General features: G+C 61.7%; 19 protein-coding genes. 13 read left to right on the top strand and 6 right to left on the bottom strand.

Annotated features, from left to right (window positions below):
* Positions 1-58 precede the first annotated feature (58 nt).
* Together ABNT42_RS00385 and ABNT42_RS00380 are read right to left on the bottom strand one after the other, a co-directional pair.
* Positions 59-4,225, bottom strand: a complete 4,167-nt coding sequence (locus ABNT42_RS00385) for a DEAD/DEAH box helicase (protein ID WP_348692516.1) — start codon at positions 4,223-4,225, stop codon at positions 59-61.
* Positions 4,226-4,231: 6 nt separating this feature from the next.
* Complete coding sequence (locus tag ABNT42_RS00380; RefSeq protein WP_348692513.1) at positions 4,232-6,199, bottom strand: prolyl oligopeptidase family serine peptidase; 1,968 nt, start codon at positions 6,197-6,199, stop codon at positions 4,232-4,234.
* A 123-nt stretch (positions 6,200-6,322) separates the two neighbouring features.
* Between ABNT42_RS00380 and hemE the strand changes: the two genes are divergently transcribed.
* On the top strand, positions 6,323-7,402 hold the full coding sequence (gene hemE, locus ABNT42_RS00375; RefSeq protein WP_348692512.1) for a uroporphyrinogen decarboxylase: 1,080 nt from the start codon (positions 6,323-6,325) through the stop codon (positions 7,400-7,402).
* A gap of 783 nt (positions 7,403-8,185) precedes the next feature.
* Positions 8,186-10,219 carry a primosomal protein N' gene (locus ABNT42_RS00370; RefSeq protein ID WP_348692510.1) on the top strand — a complete coding sequence of 678 codons (2,034 nt, stop codon included), beginning with the start codon at positions 8,186-8,188 and terminating at the stop codon, positions 10,217-10,219.
* Positions 10,220-10,229: 10 nt separating this feature from the next.
* Here the strand turns inward: ABNT42_RS00370 and ABNT42_RS00365 are convergent, their stop codons facing one another.
* The gene (locus tag ABNT42_RS00365) at positions 10,230-11,117 is read right to left on the bottom strand and encodes an ArgP/LysG family DNA-binding transcriptional regulator (protein WP_348692508.1); all 888 of its coding nucleotides are present in this window, start codon (positions 11,115-11,117) and stop codon (positions 10,230-10,232) included.
* A gap of 197 nt (positions 11,118-11,314) precedes the next feature.
* Here ABNT42_RS00365 and ABNT42_RS00360 point away from each other — a divergent pair, with 197 nt between their 5' ends.
* Positions 11,315-12,337 (top strand): HD domain-containing phosphohydrolase, encoded by a 1,023-nt coding sequence (locus ABNT42_RS00360; RefSeq protein WP_348692506.1) that lies wholly within the window; start codon positions 11,315-11,317, stop codon positions 12,335-12,337.
* 16 nt (positions 12,338-12,353) lie between these two features.
* Here the strand turns inward: ABNT42_RS00360 and ABNT42_RS00355 are convergent, their stop codons facing one another.
* Positions 12,354-12,836, bottom strand: a complete 483-nt coding sequence (locus ABNT42_RS00355) for an SRPBCC family protein (RefSeq protein WP_348692504.1) — start codon at positions 12,834-12,836, stop codon at positions 12,354-12,356.
* 131 nt (positions 12,837-12,967) lie between these two features.
* Between ABNT42_RS00355 and ABNT42_RS00350 the strand changes: the two genes are divergently transcribed.
* The 4 genes from ABNT42_RS00350 (at position 12,968) to ABNT42_RS00335 (ending at position 17,639) form a co-directional block, all read left to right on the top strand.
* The gene (locus tag ABNT42_RS00350) at positions 12,968-15,028 is read left to right on the top strand and encodes a UvrD-helicase domain-containing protein (RefSeq protein WP_348692501.1); all 2,061 of its coding nucleotides are present in this window, start codon (positions 12,968-12,970) and stop codon (positions 15,026-15,028) included.
* Positions 15,029-15,214: 186 nt separating this feature from the next.
* A complete protein-coding gene (locus ABNT42_RS00345; RefSeq protein ID WP_348692499.1) occupies positions 15,215-15,679 on the top strand; it encodes a cache domain-containing protein in 465 nt (154 codons plus the stop codon).
* 54 nt (positions 15,680-15,733) lie between these two features.
* Positions 15,734-17,380 carry a methyl-accepting chemotaxis protein gene (locus tag ABNT42_RS00340; protein ID WP_348692496.1) on the top strand — a complete coding sequence of 549 codons (1,647 nt, stop codon included), beginning with the start codon at positions 15,734-15,736 and terminating at the stop codon, positions 17,378-17,380.
* A 46-nt stretch (positions 17,381-17,426) separates the two neighbouring features.
* Complete coding sequence (locus ABNT42_RS00335) at positions 17,427-17,639, top strand: SlyX family protein (RefSeq protein ID WP_161041082.1); 213 nt, start codon at positions 17,427-17,429, stop codon at positions 17,637-17,639.
* Positions 17,640-17,679: 40 nt separating this feature from the next.
* Here the strand turns inward: ABNT42_RS00335 and ABNT42_RS00330 are convergent, their stop codons facing one another.
* Positions 17,680-18,147, bottom strand: a complete 468-nt coding sequence (locus ABNT42_RS00330) for a heme-degrading domain-containing protein (protein ID WP_348692493.1) — start codon at positions 18,145-18,147, stop codon at positions 17,680-17,682.
* Positions 18,148-18,260: 113 nt separating this feature from the next.
* On the opposite strand from ABNT42_RS00330, the gene ABNT42_RS00325 reads away from it, so the two are divergent.
* From ABNT42_RS00325 to ABNT42_RS00305, 5 genes are all read left to right on the top strand, one after another.
* Positions 18,261-18,704, top strand: coding sequence for an SRPBCC family protein (locus tag ABNT42_RS00325; protein ID WP_348692490.1), 444 nt, complete (start codon positions 18,261-18,263; stop codon positions 18,702-18,704).
* Positions 18,705-18,910: 206 nt separating this feature from the next.
* Positions 18,911-21,049 (top strand): M3 family metallopeptidase, encoded by a 2,139-nt coding sequence (locus ABNT42_RS00320; protein WP_348692488.1) that lies wholly within the window; start codon positions 18,911-18,913, stop codon positions 21,047-21,049.
* A 43-nt stretch (positions 21,050-21,092) separates the two neighbouring features.
* Complete coding sequence (locus ABNT42_RS00315) at positions 21,093-23,219, top strand: M3 family metallopeptidase (protein WP_348692486.1); 2,127 nt, start codon at positions 21,093-21,095, stop codon at positions 23,217-23,219.
* A 97-nt stretch (positions 23,220-23,316) separates the two neighbouring features.
* Positions 23,317-23,526, top strand: coding sequence for a VF530 family protein (locus ABNT42_RS00310; RefSeq protein WP_155435765.1), 210 nt, complete (start codon positions 23,317-23,319; stop codon positions 23,524-23,526).
* Between the two features lie 9 nt (positions 23,527-23,535).
* A complete protein-coding gene (locus ABNT42_RS00305) occupies positions 23,536-23,820 on the top strand; it encodes a DUF4404 family protein (RefSeq protein WP_348692483.1) in 285 nt (94 codons plus the stop codon).
* An 11-nt stretch (positions 23,821-23,831) separates the two neighbouring features.
* Here the strand turns inward: ABNT42_RS00305 and ABNT42_RS00300 are convergent, their stop codons facing one another.
* Positions 23,832-24,341: a DUF1269 domain-containing protein gene (locus ABNT42_RS00300; RefSeq protein WP_348692480.1), complete on the bottom strand. Its 510-nt coding sequence runs from the start codon at positions 24,339-24,341 to the stop codon at positions 23,832-23,834.
* Between the two features lie 257 nt (positions 24,342-24,598).
* Here ABNT42_RS00300 and ABNT42_RS00295 point away from each other — a divergent pair, with 257 nt between their 5' ends.
* Entirely contained in the window at positions 24,599-26,809 is a 2,211-nt protein-coding gene (locus tag ABNT42_RS00295; protein ID WP_348692478.1) for a YgiQ family radical SAM protein, read from the top strand.
* The last annotated feature ends 170 nt before the right edge of the window (positions 26,810-26,979 follow it).

The raw sequence follows: 26,979 nt of genomic DNA, 5'->3' as shown, positions 1-26,979 counted from the left end.
TCGCCGGTTTGCGCGCTTCCGTTTGTAACGGTTACGCCCCCTGTTTGCTACATTTGGATCAGCGCCGCAAGCCTTCCTGCAGCATGGCCAGCATTTCGCTGGCCGACATGCGACCGGACACGTCGGCGCCTTCCAGCAGGCTATCGGCCAGATCGCGTTTATGCTGGTGCAGTTCGACGATGCCTTCCTCGATGGTGTGACGCGCCACCAGCCGGTAGATGGTAACAGGGCGCTGCTGGCCCATGCGGTGGGCCCGGTCGGAGGCCTGATCTTCTACCGCCGGATTCCACCACGGGTCCATGTGGATGACGTAGTCGGCCGCCGTCAGGTTGATGCCTACCCCGCCCGCCTTCAGGCTGATCAGGAAGACTTCGCCCTGACCCGACTGGAACAGATCGACGCGCTTTTTGCGTTCGGCCATAGGCGTCGCGCCGTCCAGATACTGGTAAGCGATGTTTTGCTGGTCGAGGTGGGTGCGGATCAGCGCCAGATGGTCGACAAACTGGCTGAACACCAGCACCTTGTGGCGGTTTTCCAGCAAGCCCAGCAGCAGGCGCGAGAACGCCGCCAGCTTGCTGCTGGCTAGCCCCAGTTCCGGCGCTACCAGTTGCGGATTGCAGCAGGCACGCCGCAGCTTCATGATTTCGGCCAGTATCTGCATGGATTTCTTCTCGGCAGGACCTTCCACTTGTGCGAGTTTTTCCAGTGCCGCGCGGCGCAGCGATTCGTACAGCGTGGCCTCTTCCGGCGACAGATCGACTTCCAGCGTGATTTCCGTGCGGGCCGGCAGTTCGCTGAGCACTTGCGCCTTGGTCCGGCGCAGCATGAAGGGCTGGATCAGGCGGCGCAGACGATTGCGTGCGCCCACTTCGGCGCGGTGATCCTGCTGGCGCTCGATCGGGCCGGCAAAGCGCAGATTGAACTGGTCCAGATTACCGAGCAGGCCGGGATTGATGAAGCGGAACAGATTCCACAACTCGCCCAGATGGTTTTCCAGCGGCGTGCCGGTGGCCACCATGCGGAAATTACCTTTCAGCGCCATCACGGCCTGCGAACGTTTGGTCGCGCCATTTTTGATGGCCTGCGCTTCATCGAGCACGATGGTGTGCCACTGCACGCCCGCGAAGCGGGCCGCTTCCAGTTGTAGCAGACCGTAGCTGGTAACCACCACATCAAAGGGCTGCAAGTCACCCAGCATGGCGGCGCGATCACCAATGCCGAACTGGTGCACCTTGAGCGTGGGGGCAAAGCGGGCCGCTTCGCTGATCCAGTTCAGGCACACGCTGGTAGGTGCCACCACCAGCGTCGGCCCTTGCGGTGCGCGTGACAGGATTAGCGCCAGTGCTTGCAGGGTTTTACCCAAACCCATATCGTCGGCCAGACAGGCGCCCACGCCCCAGTGGGCCAGACGGGCCAGCCAGTTATAGCCTTCCAGCTGGTAGTCGCGCAGTTCGGCCTGCAGGGTGGACGGCAGTTGCGGCTGGAATGCGGCCTGCGCCGCCATCTGTTCCAGATGCTGCTTCCAGCGCTTGTCCGATTTCAGCGTGCCCACTTCGCTGGCCAGTTCTTCCAGCGAGAAGGCGGCCAGCGGGTGCAGGCGCACGCCATCGCCCTGCAGTTCGCCGTAGGCGGCCACCTGTTGCAAGCGACGGTGCAGCGCATCGGTCAGCGCCAGATAGCGGCCTGCCGACAGTTCGACAAAGCGGCTCTGGCTATTGCGCATCAGTTCCAGCAGGGTTTTCAGATCGATCACCTGATCTTCCGCCACTTGCAGTTCGCCGCTGGCAGCAAACCAGTCCTTATTGCTCTTGATGGCAAGGCGTAGCTGGCGCGTGCTGGCTTGTGCAGTGAGCGCGAACGGCTGGCCATCCGGCCATGCCAGTACCAGCGTGTCGGCTGGTAGCTCCTGCAGTTCGGCCAGCAGTTGCAGACACAGAGCCGGCTGGCCGAGCAGCCATTCATCGTGATCCTGCTCGGCTTCTCCCAGCACGGGACAGCGTTCGATCAGCTGGCGCTCGGCGTCCTTTTCATCGGCCAGTGCGCGCGTGGCGCGGGCCGGCTTGCCGTCGATTTCCGCGATCACGTTGGCAGCTCCGGCACCGGGCGCGTAGTAGGCGCCATTGGCCAGCGGGCGCACCAGTATCTGTAGCTTGAGGCCGTGCTGATAAGGCAGCAGGTGCAGGTGCAAGCGGGTGTCGGCGGGCACTTGCAGCATGTCGGGCGTGGCGCCGCCGATCTCCGATTGCACCGTGACCATACTGGACATGGCGCTGATGGCTTCCAGCACCTGCGCTTCGGCGCGTGCCGGCACTACCAGTCCCGTGCCGACGATGGCAGCGATGCGGCGGTGTTCGTCGAGGATGCTGATCACGCGCAGGCGGTTAGGCGTTTCGCGGCTGATGATGACCAGCGCGCTATCGTCCGGTATCGGCGGCTGCAAACGCAGTTCCAGACTGCCGGCCTGTTTGGTGATCAGCAGTTCCGGTGCACCGGCCAGCAGTTCTACCCGCGTATCCGGCGCGTCGGCCCAGAACAGCAGCGGGTGGCCCACCAGCAGTGGCGCGGCGCGCTGGGGATCGACTTCGTAACTGAGGCCGCTGGCGTGGTAGTTGCGGTGGGCCACCGAGATGGCCTCCGCTGCACGGATGTCCTGCGGCGTCAGGTAGTCGAACTGTTCGGACTCGAAGCGCAGCCGCTTCAGGCTGACGGCGCGGCCCTTGCTCCACGTGCCACGCGCATCGCGCTTCTGTTCTACCGCGCTGATTTCGTGCAGACCATAGCGGCTATCGTAGCGCAGCAGCCATGCCAGCCTTGCCGCGCCGCTGCTGCTGTCGGCGCTGGCCGGCTGCTGCAGATTGATCAGTGCAGTGAGCTGGCGCTGCCATGCTTCCTGCCGCTCGAACCAGATGGAGAGATCGCACAGCCCCAGTTGTGTGCGTAGCGCCTGCGCCTGTTGCTGGCGTGCGTGGTCGCCCAGTGTTCCCAGCAGGCTGGCTAGCTGACCGGCCAGCAGCAGATAGCCGGCCGCTTCCGCAGCGGCCAGCGCATCTGCCATTTCGGCGCGACGTTCGGCCAGTTGTGGCAGCGACAGCCAGAAGTACAGCAGGCACTGGAACACCTGCGTCTGCAGCTGGTTGCCCCATGCCAGCGCCGCGGCCGCTTCGGCTGGCAGTGTACCGGCGCGGATCTGGCGCAGCAGATCGATCTGCTGGTGAATCGCGCTGTCGTGGTTGTGCCCTGCGCGCACGGCCAGTTCCAGATAGGCACCCGCAGCCTTGCGGTGCTTGGCGTCGTCGCTGCGCAGCAGGGCCAGCATGTACAGATAGCTGCCCATGCCGCTGAACAGACGCGTGCGTTTTCCCGTTTCGCGCCGCAGGATTTTGAGTGCCGCTTCGTAGCCAGTCAGTGCCGCGCTGGTGTCGCCGCGCAGCAGGCGCACGCTGGCCGCCAGATACTGGCTTTGCCAGCCTTGCGTACCGGCCAGATAGCGCTCGGCGTCGTCGCAGCGGCCGCACAGGATGGCGTCTTCGGCCAGCGCCATGCGCAGTTCCATGCTGATGTCGTCGCCAGCCGCTTGCCGGTTCTGCTGGTGCTGCTGGCAATACAGGCGGATGGTGGGTGCCGTGGCCGGCGCATACTGGGCTGCCTGCAGCAGCACTTCCAGCACATCGTCGCGCAGCAGCGGGTGCACTGGTGCCAGCATCTCTGGCTCGAACGGGCGGCCGAAGATTTCCAGTACGGGGTGTAGCTGCGCCGCTTCATAGCTGCCCAGACAGAAGGTCAGCAGGGGCTGGATCTGTTGCGGCGTGTGGCCGCGCAGATAGCCCATGCGCAGGCGCGCGATGCCGGCGCGGTAGCTGCGCGGCTCCATGCTGTTCCACGTCTGGCGCAGGGGCGCCAGCGTTTCGTAGGCGCGGCACAGATCGTCGAGCATGTGCTGGTCGATGGCGGCGCGCAACGCGGGCCAGCGCAGCTTCGGGTTGCAGACAAAGCCGCGCCCGACCACCACGCTGATGAAGGCCAGCCGCTCCAGTCGCAGCAGGGCCTGATCGAGGCTGCCCACATCGAGCGGACGGCGCGCCGTGTCCAGCACCCGTGCCGAATCCAGCTGGTCGAGCAAGGCGGTGCGGCCTACCGGCTCGCCGATCAGCGCCAGTTGCGCCAGTATCATCTGCTCGTGCGGAGCCAGTGCAGCGAATTCGTCCAGCAGCATGGAGTCACTCATGCAGACTTAGTCCTGCAGGTTATCGATCTGCACGGGCGCACTGGCTGTGGCATCGTGCAGGCCGAACATGCGCTGATAGAAGTACAGCTCCGCTTCCAGCGTGCGGATGATGGTGTCGGCTTTGCGGAAGCCGTGGCCCTCGCCTTCCAGTGCCACATAGGCCACCGGCACGCCGCGCGCCTTGAGCGCCTGCACCATCATTTCCGACTGCTTGGGCGGCACTACTTTGTCGTCCAGCCCCTGGAAGAAAATCATCGGGCAGGACAGCTTATCGGTGTGATGGATGGGCGAGCGCGCCTTGTACAGTTCCGCAGCGGCAGGCTGTGGCGCGATCAGGTATTCGTTGTAGTGCGATTCGAATTTGTGCGAATCGGCATCGAGGCCGGCCAGATCGGACACGCCGTAGTAACTGGCGCCCAGCTTGAAGGTGTGGTGGAAGGTCAGCGCGCACAGCGTGGTCAGCCCGCCCGCGCTGCTGCCGCGGATGATCAGGCGCTGTTCGTCCGCCAGTCCGCGTGCTACCAGCGCCTTGGCACCGGCCACGCAGTCTTCCACATCGATGATGCCCCACTGGCCTTTGAGCAGGTCGCGGTAGGCGCGCCCAAAGCCGGTGCTGCCGCCGTAGTTCACATCGAGCACGCCGAAGCCGCGGCTAGTCCAGTACTGGGTGGCCAGCTTGAGCGTACTCACCGTCATGCCGGTCGGGCCGCCGTGGCCGATGACGATTACGGGCGGCTTGCTGCCCGCAGGCGCCTGCACGGCCGGATTGCATGGCGGGTAGAAGAAGGCATGCGCGGTGCGGCCATTGGCGCTCGGGTAGCTGATGCTGGATGGGATGGACAGGCAGGCTTCTTCCGGCAGCTCGGCGATGGACTGCGCCAGAATTTCCACCCCTTCTTCGGTGAAGTCGATGCGCGCCAGTTCCAGCGGGATGGTGGGGCTGCCGGCCAGCATGACGATATAGCCCGGTGCTACGCGTAGCTCGCGGATTTCCGCATACGGGTTGGCGATGGCTTCCAGCTTGCCGCTAGCGGGCAGCAGGCGCGCCAGATGGCTGACGCCTTTGACGATATAGGTGCAGATGATTTCGCTGGCCGAACGGAAGCCATACATGCTGTTACCGAAGGTCCAGTGCGGGGTGGCGAATTCGGCTTCCATCGGGCACAGGCCCTCGGTGCGCTGGCCGTCGCGGCACAGACGGTACAGATTCCACCAGCCGCTGCGGTCGGAAACGAAGTGCAGCAGGCCGTCCGGCGACCATTCCGGCTGGCAGACCGATTCTTCGCGGCTGCCGGCTATGCGGCGCGGCTCGCCCAGCGTGCCGTCGGCGGCGAAGGCGGCCAGCCACAGCGTGGTGCCCTGCCATGGCATGTCGGGGTGATTCCAGCTGAGCCACGCCAGCGCGCTGCCGTCCGGTGCCACGCGCGGCGAGGAAAAGAAGTCGGCGCCCTGCACCAGTACCTGCTCGCTGCCGTCGGCATCGATGGCGCAGAGGGTGTTCTGTGGCTGGCCGTGGTCGTCGCCATGCAGTTCGCGCACGGCGATCAGGCGGTTGCGCAGGCGGTCGATGGCCAGATCGGCAAAACGCTGCCGGCCGGCTGCCGTGATGGCCTGCGGTTCCGGCGCATCTGCTGTCAGATCAAGTCGGTACAGGCGGTTATCGGCGAAATGGGAGAAATATACCGTGTCGCCATCAACCGCATAGGCGCCGCCGCCATATTCGTGCACGCGGCTGCGCACGTTGTAGGGCACGGGTGTGACTTCTTCTTCATGCACGCCGTGGTAGCGCAGCAGCGCGCTGCGCCCTGCCTGTGCGGCCCGTCCCGCCAGCCAGAAAATATCGCAGCCATCGGCCCCGCCCAGCATCAGCCCCGAGAGCGGCGTCGCCCCGGCTGCCACCTGTGCGGCGCTGATGGTCGATGGCCATGCGCCAAACGGTAGGACGGGCGCGATGGGGGGGATAGTGTTGCTCATGGGGTCTCCGGGAGGGGGAATTGCACAGTGCTAGGCATGATAGTGAATCGCGCGACGATCATCCAGCAAAAAAGCCCGCGCGGGATGTCATAATAGCCGTTTCACCGCTTTCGATTGCTACCCATGCCACAATTTGCCCCGCTCCAGAATGACACCTTCTTGCGCGCGCTGTTGCGCCAGCCGACCGAATACACGCCTGTGTGGCTGATGCGTCAGGCGGGGCGCTACCTGCCTGAATACCGCGCCACGCGCCAGAAAGCCGGCTCCTTCATGGGTCTGGCCACCAATTCCGACTACGCTACCGAAGTCACGCTGCAGCCTATCGACCGCTATCCGCTGGATGCCGCGATTCTGTTCTCGGACATTCTGACGGTGCCGGACGCCATGGGTCTGGGTCTGTATTTTGTCGAAGGCGAAGGGCCGAAATTCGAGCGTCCGCTGAAAACCGAGGCCGATGTGATGGCGCTGCGCGAACCGGCCGAAGGCTCGCTCGACTACGTATTCAAGGCCGTGACCCAGATCCGCACCGAACTCAATGGCCGCGTGCCGCTGATCGGTTTCTCGGGCAGCCCGTGGACGCTGGCTTGCTATATGGTGGAAGGTCAGGGTTCGCGCGAGTTCCACACCATCAAGAAGATGCTGTACAACCGTCCGGAACTGATGCACCACATCCTGCGCATCAACGCCAAATCGGTGGCCGACTACCTGAACGCCCAGATTGACGCGGGCGCACAGGCTGTGATGATCTTCGATTCGTGGGGCGGTGCGCTGGCCGATGGCGCCTATCAGGAGTTCTCGCTGCAGTACATGCAGCAGGTGGTGGCGCAGCTGAAACGTGAAAAAGACGGCGTGAAGATTCCTGCCATCGTGTTCACCAAAGGCGGCGGCCTGTGGATCGAGCAGATTGCCGACATCGGCGCCGATGCGGTGGGTCTGGACTGGACCGTAAATCTGACCAAGGCCCGCCAGCAGGTAGGCGACAAGGTGGCGCTGCAGGGTAATCTGGATCCGGCCATTCTGCTGGCCAGCCCGGAGCAGGTGCAGGCCGAAGTGCGCAAGGTGCTGGATGCCTACGGCAAGCCGTCGGCGGGTCACGGCCATGTATTCAATCTGGGCCACGGCATTTCCCAGTTCACCGCGCCGGAGAACGTGGCCGCCATGGTGGAAACTGTGCACAGCTACAGCAAAGCCCAGCGCGCCTAAGGTAGTTTGCTAACAGAGGGCACGTTTCGTGAGGAAACGTGCCCTTTTTCATTGGTGTATAGAAGAAATCCGTAGCGACTTATACACATTTTTTTCAGCTGTGGAAATATCCAGCACTGTATAACTTTGCTCTAGGAAGGCTTTTCTAAGTCACTGATTTTAAACGGATAAATTTATTTACCCACAAGTAACTTTTAGCAAGTCGTAAACGCTGAAATGGAACTTCAACTGGTTTATTTGTTCATTGTCCACAAAGTTATCCACAAAAACTGTGGATAAAAAATAAAAGTACTTAGTAAACCGTGACTTAGCCATAATGTTGTTGTTTTTCATGAAGTTCATGTTGCGTTGCACGATTTTTAGGCAGTGATACGATGACTTTGGAGAAGTTGTGAGAGCACAAACCTTGTCGTTGAGGCATGTGTAGAATTCGCCGGCAGCGCGGCCTTATGCTGCTGTGCAGTATTGCCTCACCCTGTGCAAAAAGTGCTTGATTTCGGCAAAAAATTTTCTCTAAATACAGCACTTATGCACAGCAGAGACGTCACAGAGGGCTTTTTTTCTGCTCTAGGAAGCATTTTCTAAGTAATTGATTTTAAAAGGGAATAATTGTGAATTTTTGACCAGTTTACGGGCGCACCAAGTTGTCTGTGCACGTTTCTGGGGATTAAGATTCCTTTGTCCACAAAGTTATCCACAAAAACTGTGGATACATCAAATAGTTGAAGTGGTGTGGGTCTGGCGAGGCGCCCGAACCGCGGCGACCTTACTGTAACGGGAGCTATGTCTGGTCTTTTAAACCATTGCATCTTGCAGGTCGTGCTCGATACGCCGCTGCATGCCGTGTTCGATTACCGCTGGCCTTGCGCTGCGGCAGAGCGGCCACAGGTCGGACAACTGGCGCTGCTGCCGTTTGGCCGGCGCGAAGTGGCGGGCCTGATCGTGGGCGTGGCCGACAGCAGCGAAGTGCCTGAAGACAAGCTCAAGGATGCACTGGCCGTGCGTAGCCAGCTCAGCCCTCTGTCGCCCCAGTGGCTGGCGCTGGCCGGCTTTGCGGCCGATTATTATCAGCGCCCGCTGGGCGAAGTGGCGCTGCCCGGCCTGCCCAAGAATACCCGTCTGCCCACCACGGTGGCGCTCGATCGTGCGTTGAAGAAACTCGCCAAGCTCGATCTCGAACATGACGGCACGCCGCTCAACGTACCGGTGCTGAATCCGGCCCAGCAGCAGGCGGCCGATGCCATCGGCGGCGCGCAGGGCTATCTGCCTACCCTGCTGCACGGGGTCACGGGCAGCGGCAAGACGGAAGTCTATCTACAGGCCTGTGCTCAGGTGCTGGCGCGCGAGCCGGACGGCCAGATTCTGATACTGGTGCCGGAAATCAATCTGACGCCCCAGCTGGAAGGCAATATCCGCGCGCGCTTCCCCGGCGTGATGCTGGCCACGCTGCACAGCAGCCTGTCGGAAGGCGAGCGTATGCTGCACTGGCTGGCCGCCCATCAGGGGCGCGCCCGCATCGTGCTGGGCACGCGGCTGGCCATCCTCGCTTCGCTACCGGCGCTCAAGCTGATTGTGATCGACGAGGAGCACGACCCGTCCTACAAGCAGCAGGAAGGGTTGCGCTATTCGGCGCGCGATCTGGCTGTGTGGCGCGCCCGTCAGCTCGATATCCCCATTGTGCTGGGTTCGGCCACGCCCTCGCTGGAAAGCTGGCAGCATGCCCAGTCGGGCCGCTACCGCCTGCTGACGCTGCGCGAGCGCGCCGTGCAGAATGCCGTGCTGCCCCGTATCAGCCTGCTCGATATGGAGCGCGACAAGCCGCAGGACGGGCTGACCTCGGCGCTGGTGGCGGCGCTGCGGCTGCGCATGGAACGCGGTGAACAGTCGCTGCTGTTCCTCAACCGGCGCGGCTATGCGCCCGTGATCTGCTGCGAGGCCTGCGGCTGGATCAGTAATTGCCACCGCTGCACTGCCTACATGGTGCTGCACCGGCCTGAACACCGGCTGCGCTGCCACCATTGCAGTCTGGAGATGCGGATTCCCCGCCACTGCCCCGATTGCGGTAATGTCGATCTGCAGCCGCTGGGGCGCGGTACCCAGCGGGTGGAAGAAGGCTTGCAGCAGATTTTCCCGGACGCGCGGATTCTGCGCATCGATGCCGATTCCACGCGTCGCAAGGGCAGCGCGCAGGCCGCGTTCGACAGCGTGCACCGGGGCGAGGTGGATATCCTGATCGGCACCCAGATGGTGGCCAAGGGGCATGATTTCAAAAACCTTACGCTGGTCGGCATACTGAATCCCGATACGGCGCTGTTCTCGCAGGATTACCGTGCCAGCGAACGCCTGTTTGCCCAGTTGATGCAGGTGGCCGGACGGGCCGGGCGGGCAGGCCAGAGCGCGGGTGGCAGTGTCAGCGAAGTACTGATCCAGACCCGCTACCCGCAGCACCCCCTGTACGGTTCGGTGGTGCGGCATGACTACGATAATTTTGCTTCGGCGTTGCTGGAAGAACGCCAGCAGGCGGCGTTGCCACCTTTCCTGTATCAGGCGCTGCTGCGGGCGGAAGCGCCGGAACTGGCCACGGCCATCGCGTTTCTCACGCAGGCGCGCGATCTGCTGGTCCATCCCGAGGTGACGCTGCACGACCCTATTCCGATGAGCATGACGCGCGTGCATAACGTCGACCGTGCCCAGTTGTTGCTGGAAGCGGCCTCGCGCCCGCTGCTGCAAGCCTTCCTCAAGGAATGGCTACAGGCGCTGCGGGCGGTGAAAACCCGCGTCAAGTGGTCGCTTGAAGTGGACCCCGTCGATATCTGAACGGGGGGCGTTACAGTAGGTAGCGCTGGGCGGTATGGGTGATCTGCTCGCTCAGGGCGCGGGTGAAGGGGGTATCCAGATTCCACGCGTGCCATTCGAGCGCCACATCGAGCGGCTGGCCCGGGGTCAGCTCCACCAGCCGTTCCGTGGCCAGCGCACCGGCCACCTGCAACAGCGGCATCAGGCCATAGCCCAGACTGCCGTACAGGCACTCCGTGGTGGCGGCCGAGTGCGGCATGCTGTGATGCGGATAAGCGCCTTGTATGCCAAGCGTACTATGCAGGAAACTGGCCATAAGTTCGGCATCGCTGACGATGGCCGGTGCCAGTCGCACGGCTTCGGCTGAAAAGCCGTCGCCGAACCAGTGCGCTGCAAACGCCGGCGTGGCCACGCAGACGTAGCGCAGTCGTCCCAGCGGTGTGATCTCGGGCCCGCTGGCCGGTGGCGTGCCATGGCTGGCAGCGACAATGCTGCCGAATACACTGCCTTCATGCACCTGCTGCAGCGCCTGTTCGCGGCTGGCGCTGTGGATTTTCAGCTGGCAGCGCGGCGGCGCCAGCAGCGGTGGCAGGCACAGGGGGAACCATGTGCCCAGGCTGGCGTGATCCACCGCAAGGGCAATTTCCGGCATGCTGGTGGTGTGGCCCAGATCAATATCCAGCGCCGCTTCCATCAGCCGCACACTGCGGTGGTGCGACACCAGCCGCATGCCCAGCCCCGTCGGCACGGCCGGCTGACCGCGGATAATCAGCAGGCGGCCAGCCGCATCTTCCAGTGCCTTGATGCGTTGCGATACGGCCGACTGGCTGATGCCCAGCGCTAGTGCAGCTTTGTCGAAGCTGCCCTGACTGACCACAGCATCGAGTACGGCGAGCGCACGGTAATCCAGAGTTCCCATAAGCTGCACTTATAAAAATTTAAAACGATAAGCGATACTAATACCTCTAACGGCAGCTTGTTGAAGTTTCTACAGTCCGATGTGGCACTGTGCGAGTGAGAATCTGTGAGAATGTAGTGCAAAAATACAACATTCTCACACATTGTCACTAAAAAACATCGTATGCTGCGGGCTCGGTGGCTTTCTACATAACAGCAATGAATCTAGATAAAGTGACAGCGGCCGATCTTCAGCCGGGCCTGCCTATGGATGACAGCGGCCACAGCAGCGTGCAGCGTTCGGCGGTGCGCAAACTCAATGCCGCGGGCCAGCAGCTGGATGCGCTGCTGCCTCTGGTCGAGCAAGGGATGGCGCCGCCTGATGTGGCCAGCCAGCTGGACGCGATCGCCAGTCTGGTGGCACGCGCCGTGATGGTCGATGCCGATGTGGCCGTGGCCTCCATTCTGCACAACCAGCAGAGGCTGCCCTACAGCATCCGTCACAGCCTCAACAGCGCTATCGTAGTCCACCTGCTGGGACAGGCTCGCCAGCTTCCGGCGCAGGACGTGCGCAGCCTGACGCTGGCCGCGCTGACCATGAACGTGGGCATGCTGGCCCAGCACCAGCGGCTGCAGGATTGCAGCGCGGAGCTATGCAGCGACGACCGCGCCATGGTGCTGGCCCATTGCGAGCGCAGCGTGGCGCTGCTGCAGGCCGCCGGTATCAGCGATACGCGCTGGCTGGAATGTGTACTGCACCACCACGAGAATGAAGACGGCAGCGGTTATCCGCTGCGTAAATCGGGCGCCCAGATTCCGCCGCTGGCACGGCTGCTGGCGCTGGCCGACCGCTATTGCGCACGCGTCAGCGAACGTGCCTACCGTAAGACCATGGCGCCTAATCTGGCCCTGCGCGATCTGCTGCTCGATGCGAATGTGACGGTGGATGGCAATCTGGCACCGATGCTGATCCGTGCGCTGGGCATCTATCCGGTCGGCACTTATGTGCGTCTGCTGAATGGCGAAGTGGCGGTGGTGGCCAAGCGTGGCCTGCAATCGACCACGCCGCAGGTGGAAGCCGTGCTGTGTCCCCGTAGCGGCCCGCTGGCGCGCAGCGAACCGCGCGATACCCGCGCCGGTGTGCATGGCATCCGCGATGCGCTGACGACGGCACAGGCCGCAGCGCTGCAGGCACCGCCACTGCGCATGGAGCAGGTGTGGGGCGGGCGCGCTGCGCTGTAATCAGCGCAGTCGCGAATTAATTCAGCAGCGAGTCGAGCCGGCCCTGCTCGGCCAGATCGCGCAGTACGCGGATGGTATCGAGATCGGCGGCGTGATAGGCCGAACGGCGATAATCGTCATACATGCTGTTGGCCGCATCGGTGGCGGCATCGTGGCCGTCGTCGTACTGGAAGCGCACGAACAGCGCGCCTTCGGTGGGGCTTTCGATGCTCATGATCAGGCTGGACGCGCTGATTTCGCCCTGCGCGGCCACCAGATAGCGCACTTGCCGCAGTGGCTCGAATTCCACCCGGTCTGACACCACCAGTTCGCCATAGCGCAGGCGGCGGCGCAAGCCTTCCACGCTGCGTTCCTCGATCTGGCATTCGTCCAGATGGGGCATGAACAGCTGCGGCGATTCCGCGCGCAGCACCAGACCGCGCCACAGTTGTTCTACGCTCAGGGGTTCGAGCAGAGGATTGAGCGGGTCGTTAATTTCTATCAGATGTTCGAATTTCATGGTCTTTGTGTTTCAGGTCAGGCGCCAGCGCCTCGATCCCGCATGGTAACGCAATAGCCCCCGGCTTGTCCGGGCCGCTGCGGCGGGCTGCTACAATGCGATTCTGAATTTCCCTGCAAGAGCCTGATCCGATGTCCAAAGCCCCTATGTTCGGCCTGAATGTTCCGCAAAGCGAGGCCGTGACCTATCTGGACGGCCCCTGTCTGGTGCTGGCCGGCGCCGGCTCGGGCAAAACCCGCGTGATCACGCAGAAAATCGCCCATCTGATCGAAGACCGTGGCTACGACCCCCGCACCATTGCGGCGCTGACCTTTACCAATAAGGCGGCGCTGGAAATGCAGGAGCGGATTGCCAAGCTGCTCAAGCAGCCCCGTCAGGCCAAGCAGCTGACCGTCTCCACCTTCCACTCGCTGGGGGTGAAGATACTGCGCCAGGAAGCCAACGGGGTGGGCCTGAAAGACCGCTTTTCCATCATCGATAGCGATGACTGCGGTTCGCTGATACAGGATCTGGCCATCACCACGGACAAGCAGATCGTGCGCCGCATCCAGACCGATATCTCGCTGTGGAAGAATGGCCTGATCGATCCGGTACAGGCGCTGAATCAGGCCAAGGACGAAGATCAGGCCCAGTCGGCGCGCATCTACGCCAGCTATGTGGCCACGCTGTCGGCCTATCAGGCGGTGGATTTCGATGATCTGATCCGCTTGCCGGTAGAGCTGTTCCGCAACAACGAGCCGATCCGCGACAAGTGGCAGCGCCGCCTGCGCTATCTGCTGATGGACGAGTATCAGGACACCAATACCTGCCAGTACGAGCTGGTCAAGCTGATGGTGACGGGACTGGGCAAGAAGCCCATGTTCACCGCCGTGGGCGATGACGATCAGGCCATCTATGCATGGCGCGGCGCCTCGGTGGAAAACCTGAAAACGCTGCAGACGGATTTCCCCGATCTGGCCGTGATCAAGCTGGAGCAGAACTACCGCTCCACCACGCGCATTCTGCAGGCGGCCAATGCCGTGATCGGCAACAACCCCAAGCTGTTCGAGAAATCGCTGTGGTCGGAACACGGACTGGGCGAACCGATCAAGGTGCTGGGCATGGCCAACGACGATCAGGAAGCCGAGCAGGTGGCCATCATGATTTCGGCCGACCATTTCGAGCGCAAGAACAAATGGTCCGATTATGCGATTCTGTACCGCGGCAACCATCAGGCCCGCGTGATCGAGCAATGCCTGCGCAAGGAGCGCATTCCCTACACCATTTCCGGCGGCCAGAGCTTCTTCGACAAGGCAGAAATCAAGGACATCATCAGCTATCTGCGCCTGCTGGCCAATACCGACGATGATCCGGCCTTCATTCGTGCCGTCACCACGCCACGGCGCGGGGTCGGCCAGTCGACGCTGGAAACGCTGGGGACGTTTTCGGGCCAGTGGCAGTGCTCGCTGTTCGAAGCCGTGTTCAAGGGCGGCATCGAAGCGCTGCTGGCGGAAAAGCAGTTGCGTCCGCTGCGCGAGTTCTGCAACTTCATCAACGATCTGGAATCGCGTGCCAGCCGGCCCGGCCCGAGTGGCAGCGGCGACAATGCGGCGCAGGTGCTGGACGATCTGCTGGAAGCCATCAACTACGAATCCTATCTGTACGATATGTTCGACGAGCGTGCGGCCCAGAGCAAATGGCAGAACGTGCTGGAATTTACCAACTGGCTCAAGGAACGTGGCCGTGGCGGCAAGGACCGCGATGGCGACGAAAAGAACGTGCTGGAACTGACCCAGATGGTGGCGCTGATGTCCATGCTGGAAGGGCAGGACGAAGATCCCGATGCCGTGCGCATGTCCACCCTGCATGCGTCGAAAGGGCTGGAATATCCCCACGTGTTTCTGGTGGGGGTGGAAGAAGGCATTCTGCCGCACAAGGGTGATGCCGATGCTCCGGCCGAGCAGATCGCTGCGCGGGTACAGGAAGAACGCCGCCTTATGTATGTGGGGATTACCCGCGCCCAGCGCACGCTGCACGTCAGCTGGTGCAAGAAGCGCAAGCGCGCAGGCGAGCTGGTGCACTGCGATCCCTCCCGTTTTATCAAGGAAATGGCACTCGATGTGGGCACGGCCGTGCCGCTGGAAACGGAAGTGCTGACACCCAAGGAAAGGCTAGCAAGAATGAAGGAATTGCTGGCCACGCCCAAGTCCTGAAGCAATGATGACGGTTACGCAAAAATTGCCACTTTGAGTGTTGCGCAGGTGTCGCAAAAAGTGGCGCGGCGACACAATTCATGGCGTCCCGTGTGCACGTGAGGAAGAACAGGACTAGTATGAAGTTGTCGTGCAAATGTTAATGCACGTCAACTTTCATCCTGATTCCTTACAAAAAGAGACATCATGCTAAAGACTACTTCCCTCCGTCTGGCATTGGCTGTGGCTGCTTGCGCGCTGGTGCCGTCTCTCCACGCTGCCGAAGGCGGTGCCACCCGGGCCGATGCCGAAGCCATGGTGAAAAAAGCCGTGGCGCATATTAAAAAAGAAGGCGATACCAAAGCCTACGCTGATTTCACTGGCAAGGCGCCGCAGTTCATCCTGCATGATCTGTACATCGTGGTCTACCGTCTCGATGGCACGGTGCTGGCGCATGGTAGCAACACCAAAATGGTGGGCAAGAACCTGATCGAACTGAAGGATATCGACGGCAAAGCCTTCGTCAAAGAACGGGTGGATCTGGGCAAAGCCAAAGGCACGTTCTGGCAGGACTATAAATTTACCAATCCAGAAACCAAGAAGATCGAGCCCAAGCAGATGTACTGCGAGAAGCTCAACGATACGGTGGTTTGCGGCGGCATATATCTTTGATCCCTAGTACCTGCGCGCCGCTGGGCGGCGCGCAAAGATTTGGATGGATAGACCTTGAAGATCGCACATAAATTGCTGGTCGTGCCAGCAGCGGCATTAGCCTGTTTGATGTTCCTCGGTACTGTGTCTTACTTCTCCATGCAGGACAACGAAGGCCGCATACAGAATTTGAAGGAAAGCACCTTCGTAGCGCTACGAACGGCTAGCCAGCAAAGCAATGTGCTGGGGCAGATCCATTCTTCAAGCTACGCAAAAATTGCCATTGCGGGCAGTCTGACGGAAGCCGATCTAGCGGCCTTCGGCAAGCAGACTTCGGGCGAACTGGATAAGGTCGCCGCCGAACTCAACCGGCTCAAGGATATGACGGGCGCTAACGAGGCAGCGCTGGCGCTGCCCATGCTGGCGGCCTACCGTGCCGGCGTCGCGCAGGCACTCGATCTGGCCTCGATGGATGCGAATACGGGGGTGGCCGCAATGCAGGGGGCGGACGGCCAGTACCAGAAAATGCGTGCCGTACTGGACAAGGTGGTGGGCAATCTCAACCAGCAGGCCGATCTGTCGCTGCAGGAAGCCAAGACCGCCGACAGTCGTGCCATATGGGTGATACTGATCGTGATGGGCATCGGTTCGCTGGTGCTGCTGGCGCTGACGGGCGCCATTACGCGGGCCGTGCTGCATCCGATTGCCGATGCCTGTGCCACCGCCGAACGGCTGGCCGCCGGTGATCTGGCCACGCCGGTAGAGATGCGGCGCGATGATGAAATGGGCGCGCTGTCGCGTGCATTGAGCACAGTGATCGATAACTGGACCCATCTGCTGACGGATATCCGTACGGCCGGCCATACGATTACGCAGGAAGCCAGCGAGATCGCGCAAGGCAATGCCGACCTGTCGGCGCGCACGGAATCGCAAGCCAGTTCGCTGGAAGAAACCGCAGCCTCCATGCACGAACTGACTGACACCGTACGGGAGAATGCCGATCACGCCCAGCAGGCCAACCAGCTCGTGGTGTCGGCTTCCGATGTGGCCGTGCAGGGCGGGCAGGTGATGGAGCAAATGGTCGATACGATGGCCTCCATCAAGGAAAGCTCGGCGCGCGTAGTGGACATTATTTCGCTGATCGATTCGATCGCGTTCCAGACCAATATTCTGGCGCTGAATGCCGCCGTGGAAGCGGCCCGTGCCGGTGAACAGGGCCGCGGCTTCGCCGTGGTGGCAACCGAAGTGCGGGGGCTGGCCCAGCGTTCGGCGCAGGCCGCGCGCGAAATCAAGCACCTGATCGACGATTCGGTGGGCAAGGTGGAAACCGGCAGCAAGCTGGCCGACACGGCTGGTCAGACCATGGGCAATATTGTCACTTCGGTGCGCCATGTGACGGAAATCATGAACGACATCAGCGTGGCCAGCCGGCGTCAGACGCAGGGGATCGAGGAGGTCAACAGTGCGATCACGGAAATGGATGATCTGACCCAGCGCAATGCCGCGCTGGTGGAACAGGCCGCCGCAGCTGCGCAGAGCATGCGCGAGCAGGCGCACGAGCTGCTCAAGGCTGTCAGCAGCTTCCAGTTGCCCGCCTCGGCCGCCGTAGCCGCCGTGCCGGAAGCAGGGGCAGCCTCGGCCGCAGCGAGTAATGTGCCCAGCCTGCTAAAGCGGCGTGGCCATGGGGGCGTGGGCAAGCGGCTGGCCATCGCCAAGTCGTAAAGCGGCAGAGCCGGTAAAATGCATGCTTTCCAGACGGGAGCATGGCGTGAGCAATACTGAAGACCGATTTATCGATATAGAAATCAAACTGGCCCATCAGGAACATCTGGTGGAAGCGCTGAACCAGCGCATCTATGAACAGCAGCAGCAGATCGACAAGCTCGAGCAGTTGTGCAATCTGCTGGTGCAGCATGTGCGCGATCAGGCGCGCAATGCCGGTGCTGCGCCGCTGGCACACGAACCGCCACCGCACTACTAAGCCACGGGCGGCGCGCCAGACTGGCGCGCACGCTGCCTGACTAGCGCAGCACTGCCTCCAGCGCTTCGACCAGCAGCGCATGGTCCTCGGCCTGACGCAGACCGGACACGGCGGCCGTACCGATCATGCCCGTGCCGCGCAGCAGTATCGGGAAGGCCCCGCCAAAGGCTGCGTAGTCTTCCGGCGGCAGATGCTTTTGCTGGTCAAAGGCCACACCGCGCTGGCGATAGTCGCAGCCCACTGCATATGAGCTGCGGCCAAAGCGCAGCACCACGTTGCTCTTGCGCCGGATCCAGTCGGCCTGATCCGCCGTGCAGCCCTGCATGGCATGCTGGAACAGTTGTTTGCCATTCACACTAATCTGCACCGTGACATTTTTTTGCCGCTGGCGCGCCAGTTCTATCACCTTCAGGCCCAGTGCGAGCGCCGTCTCGCTGCTGAAAGTGGTAAATTGCAGTGCGTTTTCCTGCTGCGCCAGAGTCGCTAGCAGCTCAGCTTCGTTTTCCATCATCAAGTCCTGTAGCTTTCATCAGGCTGGCAGTGTAGCGTAAAGCTGCTGCGCCGGTCAGCTGAGGCGGGGCGCACGGATGGCCACTTACCGTATCCGACAGGAGCAGAACCATGACCCACACTATCAAGCTGCACCGCGTAATGCGCGCCCCGGCCGAGCGTATCTATCGGGCGTTTCTGGATGCCGATGCTCTGGCCAAGTGGCTGCCACCGCATGGTTTCAGCGGCAAAGTACATGCGCTCGATGCACGCGTGGGCGGGAGCTACCGCATGTCTTTCACCCACTTCGGTAGCGGCAACAGCCACTCCTTCGGCGGCGAATATCTGGAACTGGTGCCGCATGAAAAACTGATCTACACGGCCCAGTTCGATGATCCCAATTTGCCGGGCCAGATGCAGACCACGATCGCTCTGCGTAGCGTGTTCTGCGGCACGGAGCTGGCCGTGGTGCAGCAGGGCGTGCCGGAAGTAATCCCGCCGGAAGCCTGTTATCTGGGCTGGCAGGAATCACTGACCTTGCTGGCTCAGCTGGTCGAGCCGGAAATTCCCCAGTAATTCTGCATAGTTGCATCTGGGCACTGCACATCCCCTTTCTAGGCCGCTGGCGGCCAAGCTTTGTTCGGAAAAACTGCTAACTCTCCGATAAAGTGCAGTGCAGCATCTTTTGCCCGTGACGGCCGTCATGAGCGACTGCTATCATCGCCGCTGTATCTGCTGCGCACGTCAGCATCTTCCACCGGCGTTTATTGAAAGAGTCCCCCATGTCCCGTCCACAAATGCTCGTCGTCGCGGCCGCACTCGGCCTGGCGTTTTCCCAGACCGTGATCGCCGCAGCGGAAACTCCTGCTGCATCGGCTGTATTGGCTGGCAATCCGCTGGCAACGGCCAGCAAGCTGCCGTTCAACTATCCTGTGTTTGACCAGATCAAGGACGAGCATTTCGCTCCCGCTTTCACGGAAGGCATGCGTATCCAGCTGGAAGAAATAGCCGCGATTGCCAATAACCCGAAACCGGCCACGTTCGACAATACCATTGTGGCGATGGAAAAATCGGGCGAGCTGCTGAGCCGCACTCAGACCGTGTTCTACAACCTGCAGGGCGCGAATACCAACGACAAGATGGATGCCATCGATAGTGAAATGTCGGCCAAACTGGCCGCCCACGGCGATGCTATCTATCTCAACCCGCAACTGTTCGCCCGCGTACACAGCCTGTACCAGCAGCGCGCCAAGCTCAAGCTCGATGCGGAAGCGCGCCACCTGCTGGAGCGCTACCACAAGGATTTCGTACGGGCCGGTGCCCAGTTGTCCGATGCGGACAAAGAGAAGCTGAAGAACCTCAACGCCAGCATCGCTACGCTGCAGACCAGCTTTAGTCAGAGCGTGCTGAAAGAAGCCAATGCTGCCGCGCTGATCGTGGATAGCCGCGCCGAGCTGGCCGGCATGAGCGAAGCAGCCATCGATGCCGCCGCTGCTGCCGCCAAGGCCAAAGGTCTGGACGGTAAATTCCTCGTCTCTATCGTCAATACCAGCGGCCAGCCGGCACTGGCGGAACTGACGGATCGCAACGTTCGCGAAAAACTGATGGCGCTGTCGCTGGCACGGGGCAGCCATGGCGGTGAATTCGATAGCCGCGAGATCGTGCTGAAGATCGCCAAGGCGCGTGCCGAAAAAGCCACCCTGCTCGGTTATGCCAACTTCGCTGCCTATGCGCTAGACGACCAGACCGCGCATGACACCAAATCGGTCAATCAACTGCTGGGCGATCTGGCCAAACCGGCGGTGAATAACGCGCGCAAGGAAGCGGCTGATCTGCAGGCCATGGTGGTGGCCGATGGTGCCACCTTCCAGCTGGGCGCTGCCGACTGGGCGTATTACGCGGACAAAGTGCGCGCCCAGCGCTACGCTTTCGACGAGAAGCAGATCAAGCCTTACTTCGAGCTGGATAACGTATTGACCAAGGGCGTGTTCTTCGCCGCCAACAAGCTGTACGGCATCTCGTTCAAGGAACGCAAGGATCTGCCCGTGTACAACCCCGACGTGCGCGTGTTCGATGTGTTCGACGCTAACGGCAAACAGCTGGCCATCTTCATGGCCGACATGTACGCCCGTGGCAATAAGCAGGGCGGCGCATGGATGAACGAATACAGCTCGCAATCGAAGCTGCTGGGCCGTCATCCGGTGGTGGCGAACCACCTGAATATTCCCAAGCCACCCGCGGGCGAACCGACCTTGCTGACCTACGATGAAGTGTCGACTGCCTTCCACGAATTCGGCCACGCGCTGCACGGCATGTTCTCCAACGTGACCTATCCGCGCTTCTCCGGCACCAGCGTGCCGAGCGACTTCGTGGAATACCCGTCGCAAGCCAATGAAATGTGGGCCGTGTGGCCGGAAGTGCTGGCCAATTACGCCAAGCACTACAAGACGGGCGAGCCGATGCCGAAAGAATTGCTGGACAAGGTAATCGAGTCGCGCAAATTCAACCGCGGCTTTACTGCTACCGAATATCTGGCCTCCTCGCTGCTCGATCAGCGCTGGCACCAGCTCACACCCGCCCAGATTCCCAGCGATGTACTGGCTTTCGAAGCGAGTGCGCTGAAAGATCTGGGCGTGGACTTCGCGCCCGTGCCGCCACGCTACCGCACCACCTATTTCTCGCATAGCTTCTCCGGTGGCTATGCAGCGGGCTACTACGCCTATCTGTGGTCGGAAAAGCTGACCGCCGATACGGAAGTCTGGTTCAAGCAGAACGGTGGTCTGAAGCGCGCTAGCGGCGACTGGTATCGCAACCAGCTGCTGTCGCGCGGCGGCACCGATGATGCGATGAAGCTGTTCCGTAACTTCCGTGGCCGCGATGCCATCATCGAGCCGCTGCTGGAACGCCGCGGCCTGAAATAAGCCCTTGCCCAGTTCAACACCTACCATTTAAGACAGGAACACCATGAACCGTCCTCTGATGATTGCTGCCGCCGTTGCGCTCGTATGCAGTGCGGCACACGCTGCCGAACCGGCCTCGATGCTGCCAGCTAGCAATCCGTTTGCCCAGCCTAGCAAGCTGCCATTCGGCTACCCGATGTTTGACCAGATCAAGAACGAAGACTACGCGCCAGCGTTTGCCGAAGGCATGCGCATCAACGCTGCGGAAATCGAAGCGATCGCCAACAATCCCAAACCGGCTACCTTCGACAACACCATCGTGGCGCTGGAAAAATCCGGCCAGCTGCTGTCGCGCGTGAGCTCGGTGTTCGGCAATCTGTCCGGCGCCAACACCAACGATAGCTTCAAGGCACTGGAACGCGAACTGTCGCCCAAGCTGGCGGCGCACAGCGATGCCATCCGTCTCAACGAGAAGCTGTATGCGCGCATCAAGTCGCTGTACGACAAGCGCGACAAGCTGCACCTCGACGCGGAAGCCAAATACCTGCTGCAGCGCTACCACACCGACTTCGTACGCGCCGGTGCCCGCCTGTCGGCCGCCGACAAGGATAAGCTGAAAGCCATGAACGGCCAGCTGGCCAATCTGCAGACCGCGTTTGCCCAGAACGTGCAGGAAGAAGCCAATGCGTCGGCACTGGTAGTCGATACCCGTGAAGAACTGGCCGGCATGTCCGATGCCGCCATCGATGCCGCCGCCGCCGTGGCCAAGGCGCGCGGTCTGGACGGCAAATTCGTGATTCCGGTGGTAAATACTTCGGGACAGGCCAATCTGGCCGTGCTGACCAACCGCGCCGTGCGCGAGCGCCTGATGGCCGCTTCGCTGGAGCGCGGTAGCCATGGCGGTAAATTCGATAACCGCGAAGTGGTGCTGAAGCTGGTGCGTTTGCGCGCCGAGAAAGCGGCGCTGCTGGGCTACGCCAGCTTTGCCGATTACGCACTGGAAGACCAGACGGCGCATGATGCGCAGGCCGTGAACCGCATGCTGGCCGAATTCGCCCGCCCGGCCGTGGCGAATGCCAAAAAAGAAGGCGCGGAGATCCAGCAGGTGATAGACCGCGAACAGGGCGGCTTCCAGCTGGCCGCGCAGGACTGGTCGTTCTACAGCGACAAGGTGCGCGCCGAGCGCTTCAACTTCGACCAGAACCAGCTGCGCCCCTACTTCGAGCTGAACAACGTGCTGACCAAGGGTGTGTTCTTTGCTGCCAACAAGGTGTACGGTCTGACGTTCAAGGAACGCAGGGATCTGCCGGTCTACCATCCCGATGTGCGCGTGTTCGATGTGTACGATGCCGATGGCAAGCAGCTGGCTATTTTCCTCGCCGACTTCTACGCGCGCAGCAACAAGCGCGGCGGCGCATGGATGAATGCCTACGTGTCGCAATCCAAGCTGATGGGCACCCATCCGGTGGTGGCCAATCACCTCAACATTCCTAAACCTAAGGATGGCGAAGCCACCCTGCTGACCTATGACGAACTGCGCACCCTGTTCCACGAGTTCGGCCATGCGCTACACGGCATGTTCTCCGATGTGACCTATCCGCGCTTCGCCGGCACCCGTGTACCGCGCGATTTCGTCGAGTTCCCGTCGCAGGTCAACGAGATGTGGTCGGTCTGGCCGGAAGTGCTGGCCAACTACGCCACCCACTACCAGACGGGCGCCGCCATGCCCAAGGAATTGCTGGACAAGGTGATCGCGTCGAAGAAATTCAACGAAGGTTTCCGCACCACGGAATATCTGGCCGCATCGATACTGGATCAAAAATGGCACCAGCTCAGTGTGGCGCAGATCCCGACCGATGTACTCGGGTTTGAAGCGGCCGCGCTGAAGTCGGCCGGCATCGATTACGCGCCCGTGCCACCGCGCTACCGCACCACCTACTTCTCGCACACCTTCGCCGGTGGTTACACGGCCGGTTACTACGGCTACCTGTGGTCGGAGAAGCTCGATGCCGATACCGTCAACTGGTTCAACGAGCAAGGCGGCATGCTGCGCAAGAACGGCGACTGGTTCCGCAAGATGCTGCTGTCGCGCGGCGGCACCATGGATGCCATGCAGATGTACCGCAAGTTCCGCGGCCGTGATGCCACCGTCGAACCGCTGCTGGAACGCCGCGGCCTGACGGAAAAATAAGCAGTCCCGCTAGGTCAGGCAGCGCGCTGCCAAGGGCCGCTGGGTCGATTTATGTGAAAATCGGCCCAGCGGTCTTTTTTTATGGGTAAGATAAAGTATGAGCAAACAACTGCAGGGCATGACACTGGAAGCGATCCTGATCCGCTTGCACGCATATTACGGCTGGGAGCAACTGGCCCAGCGCATCGCGATCAACTGTTTTATGAGCGACCCCAGCATCAAATCCAGCCTGAAATTCCTGCGCAAAACCCCGTGGGCGCGCGAGCGCGTCGAAGCGCTGTATTGCGCCACCCACTTTAACGATTAGGATTGCAACATGGATAGCAAACTCAAGGCCACTCTGACGACCCTGCACAGCCATCTGGCCCAGAGCGGCCCGCTGGATGAGGAATCGCGTGCCCTGCTGAGCCAGCTCGACGGCGATATCCAGCAACTGCTGGCCCGCAATGCTGCCGCCGAAGCCGACGTTGCCGAGCAAAGCAGCACCTTCGGTCTGGCCGAGCGGGCGCAGGAGCTGGGTGCCAAATTTGCCGTCAAACACCCGCATCTGGAACCGGCCCTGCGCGAACTGGGCAATATTCTCTCCAGCATGGGTATCTAAAGCCTACCCGTTCAGGGAAAAGCCAGCGCCGGCGGTTCCATGCCGTCAAAGCGCGCGGCCGGATGGCGGCGCGCGATCAGCGCTTCGATTTCTTCTACCCGCGCAGCGGGTACATCGAGGATGAGCAGCAGCTGGCCCTGTGCCAGTGCCGGCCCGAAGCGGCGCAGCCGCGTATTCGGCACGGCTGCGGCATTCATGGCGCTGGCCCAGCTACCGAGCAGGGCTCCGGCCAGCATCAGCAGCAGGATGGCCAGCGTGCCGCTTTGCCAGCCCGCCAGCGGGTGTAGCGCCAGCAGCACGGCAGCACTCAGGCCGATGGCCGCACCCAGCGCGGCACCCAGCTGGGCGCCATGGACTATATCGGTGCGGGCCAGCATGCCCAGCGCCGGTAAATCCTCCGGCATAGCGTGCTGGGCCATAAAATGGATGTGGCGCACGGAGATTCTGGCCAGCAGCAGTTCGTCGAGCAGGCTGCGCGCGCTGGCGCTATCGGGCAGCATGAAGTAGAGGCGGCGTCGCATGGTAGTCCTCCTCGCATGGTGATGCTTTCGTTATAGCCAGCCACGCCGCGCACGCAAGGTGATTCTGACATCATTGCCGGATTGTCTAGCTTGCCTGTATTGCCCAAGTGTTTGAATACTAAAAGGTTTTCCGCTGGCGCGCCAAGCGGGGGCGGCGCATTTCCGGTACAATGCCGTCCGATATGAGCTCCCCTACCAATTTATTTGCGACCGTCCCCAAGCGGTCTGCCCGCGCTGCCTCTGCGCCTTTCCTGCCGATGTCCCGCGCCGAGATGGACGCGCTCGGCTGGGACGAGTGCGACGTGATTCTCGTCACTGGCGACGCCTATATTGACCACCCCAGCTTCGGCATGGCGCTGGTCGGCCGCCTGCTGGAAGCGCAAGGCTACCGTGTCGGCATCATCAGCCAGCCGGACTGGACTTCTGCAGAAGCCTTCCGTGTGCTGGGCAAGCCACGCCTGTACTTCGGCATCACGGCCGGCAATATGGATTCCATGGTCAACCGCTACACGGCCGACCGCAAGATCCGCTCGGACGATGCCTACACCGCCAATGGCGAACCGAACAAGCGTCCGGACCGTGCCGTCACGGCCTATTCCCATCGCGCGCGCGAAGCCTATCCCGGCATCCCCGTGGTGATCGGCTCGATCGAAGCGTCGCTGCGCCGTATTGCCCACTACGATTACTGGTCGGACAAGGTGCGCCGTTCCGTGCTGGTCGATTCCAAGGCCGACCTGCTGATTTTCGGGAATGCCGAACGGGCGCTGGTAGACCTGACCCACCGCATGAACGCGGGCGAAGATATCAAGGCCATCCGCGATCTGCGTGGTACGGCTTTCATGGTGCCGAGTGGCTGGCTGCCGTCGCCTGAATGGGGCGTGCATAACAGCACCCGCGTCGATACGCCGGGCAAGGTGGATGCCCATCCCGATCCGTATCTGATGGTGCAGCCGAATACCTCGTCCTGCGCCAGCAATGGCGGCGCCGAGGCGAGCAGCGCGCCAGCCGTCGTGGAAAAACCGATCCGCATCATGAGCCGCGCCGAACGGCAGGCCATGGAGCGGGAAAAACACCAGCGCACGGTGGTGCGCCTGCCGTCGTTCGAAACCGTCAGCACTGATCCCATCATGTACGCGCACGCGTCGCGCGTGTTCCACCTCGAGTCGAATCCCGGCAATGCGCGCGCACTGGTGCAGGCGCATGGCGAACGCGATGTGTGGCTGAACCCGCCACCGCTGCCCCTGCGCATGGATGAGATGGATGGCGTGTACGACATGAACTATGCCCGTGCCCCCCATCCGTCCTACGGCAAGGCGCGCATTCCGGCATGGGAAATGATCCGTTTCTCGGTGAATATCATGCGCGGCTGCTTCGGCGGCTGCACCTTCTGCTCGATTACCGAGCACGAAGGACGCATCATCCAGAGCCGCTCCGAGCCGTCCATCCTGCGTGAGATCGAACACATCCGCGACAAGACCAAGGGCTTCACGGGCACCATCTCCGATCTGGGCGGGCCGACGGCGAATATGTACCGGCTGTCCTGCAAGGATCCGGAAATCGAGAAAACCTGCCGCCGCCTGTCGTGCGTGTTCCCGTCCATCTGCGTCAATCTGGGCACTGACCACAGCAAGCTGATTTCGCTGTACCGCAAGGCGCGCGCGATTCCCGGTGTGAAGAAGATCCTGATCTCGTCCGGCCTGCGCTACGATCTGGCCGTGCGTTCGCCCGAGTATGTGAAAGAACTGGTGACCCACCACGTGGGCGGCCTGCTGAAAATCGCCCCCGAGCACACGGAAGAAAACACCCTGAACAAGATGATGAAGCCCGGTATCGGTGCTTACGACGAGTTCAAGGAAATGTTCGATCGCTTCTCGCTGGAAGCAGGCAAGAAGCAGTACCTGATCCCGTATTTCATCGCAGCCCATCCGGGCACGACCGATCTGGACATGCTGAATCTGGCCCTGTGGCTGAAGAAGAATAACTTCAAGCTCGATCAGGTGCAGACCTTTATGCCGACCCCGATGGCCATGGCGACCACCATGTACCACTCGCGCCGCAACCCGCTGCACAAGGTCACGGCCGATTCGGAAGTAGTGGAAACCGCCCGTAGCGGCAAGATCCGCCGCACCCACAAGGCTTTCCTGCGCTATCAGGATCCGGAAAACTGGCCTATCCTGCGCGAAGCGCTGGTGGCCATGGGGCGTGCCGATCTGATCGGCAACGGCGAGCGCCATCTGATTCCTGCTGCCGGCCAGAGCCAGTCGGCTGCACCGGCTGCCACCGGCCGTCCGGCGCGCGCTGGCAAATCGGGCGTGGTGGCTGCCGTGCAGCCGGTGGCGCGGGGGCCCCGTGCCAACGCGCTGACCGGCTCGCTGACTGCCCGTAAATCGCAGGAAACCAAGCCTCGCGCTTCGATTCTGGACACCATCAAGGTCAAGAAACCGGCCAGTCCCCGCGGCCGCAAATAAGTTCCGACGGAATTTATTTTTGCCTAGATGGCAAAATTGACTGCTGATTAAGCTGGCCCCATGCGGGCCGGCCTTCTAAGGCGCGAGTTAGCCCCGGTTTTCCGTCCTGCTCCGGCGATGCCGGCAGCAGGATTCCCGCTAAACTAGTTCGCAAGCTGGCCACCATTGCG

This window comes from Duganella fentianensis, assembly GCF_964031615.1.
Lineage (GTDB): Bacteria > Pseudomonadota > Gammaproteobacteria > Burkholderiales > Burkholderiaceae_D > Rugamonas > Rugamonas fentianensis_A.
The sequence above is the reverse complement of the archived record's forward strand: the minus strand, read 5'-3'. Positions and strand labels throughout refer to the sequence as shown.

Excerpts from the sequence above, each read along its gene's own strand:
- ABNT42_RS00330 (WP_348692493.1), bottom strand. The coding sequence starts at position 18,147 with ATGGAAAACGAAGCTGAGCTGCTAGCGACTCTGGCGCAGCAGGAAAAC.
- ABNT42_RS00315 (WP_348692486.1), top strand. The coding sequence starts at position 21,093 with ATGAACCGTCCTCTGATGATTGCTGCCGCCGTTGCGCTCGTATGCAGT.
- ABNT42_RS00305 (WP_348692483.1), top strand. The coding sequence starts at position 23,536 with ATGGATAGCAAACTCAAGGCCACTCTGACGACCCTGCACAGCCATCTG.
- ABNT42_RS00350 (WP_348692501.1), top strand. The coding sequence starts at position 12,968 with ATGTCCAAAGCCCCTATGTTCGGCCTGAATGTTCCGCAAAGCGAGGCC.
- ABNT42_RS00360 (WP_348692506.1), top strand. The coding sequence starts at position 11,315 with ATGAATCTAGATAAAGTGACAGCGGCCGATCTTCAGCCGGGCCTGCCT.
- ABNT42_RS00385 (WP_348692516.1), bottom strand. The coding sequence starts at position 4,225 with ATGAGTGACTCCATGCTGCTGGACGAATTCGCTGCACTGGCTCCGCAC.
- ABNT42_RS00370 (WP_348692510.1), top strand. The coding sequence starts at position 8,186 with ATGTCTGGTCTTTTAAACCATTGCATCTTGCAGGTCGTGCTCGATACG.
- ABNT42_RS00345 (WP_348692499.1), top strand. The coding sequence starts at position 15,215 with ATGCTAAAGACTACTTCCCTCCGTCTGGCATTGGCTGTGGCTGCTTGC.
- ABNT42_RS00365 (WP_348692508.1), bottom strand. The coding sequence starts at position 11,117 with ATGGGAACTCTGGATTACCGTGCGCTCGCCGTACTCGATGCTGTGGTC.
- ABNT42_RS00320 (WP_348692488.1), top strand. The coding sequence starts at position 18,911 with ATGTCCCGTCCACAAATGCTCGTCGTCGCGGCCGCACTCGGCCTGGCG.
- ABNT42_RS00325 (WP_348692490.1), top strand. The coding sequence starts at position 18,261 with ATGACCCACACTATCAAGCTGCACCGCGTAATGCGCGCCCCGGCCGAG.
- ABNT42_RS00310 (WP_155435765.1), top strand. The coding sequence starts at position 23,317 with ATGAGCAAACAACTGCAGGGCATGACACTGGAAGCGATCCTGATCCGC.
- ABNT42_RS00355 (WP_348692504.1), bottom strand. The coding sequence starts at position 12,836 with ATGAAATTCGAACATCTGATAGAAATTAACGACCCGCTCAATCCTCTG.
- ABNT42_RS00380 (WP_348692513.1), bottom strand. The coding sequence starts at position 6,199 with ATGAGCAACACTATCCCCCCCATCGCGCCCGTCCTACCGTTTGGCGCA.
- ABNT42_RS00300 (WP_348692480.1), bottom strand. The coding sequence starts at position 24,341 with ATGCGACGCCGCCTCTACTTCATGCTGCCCGATAGCGCCAGCGCGCGC.
- hemE (WP_348692512.1), top strand. The coding sequence starts at position 6,323 with ATGCCACAATTTGCCCCGCTCCAGAATGACACCTTCTTGCGCGCGCTG.
- ABNT42_RS00295 (WP_348692478.1), top strand. The coding sequence starts at position 24,599 with ATGTCCCGCGCCGAGATGGACGCGCTCGGCTGGGACGAGTGCGACGTG.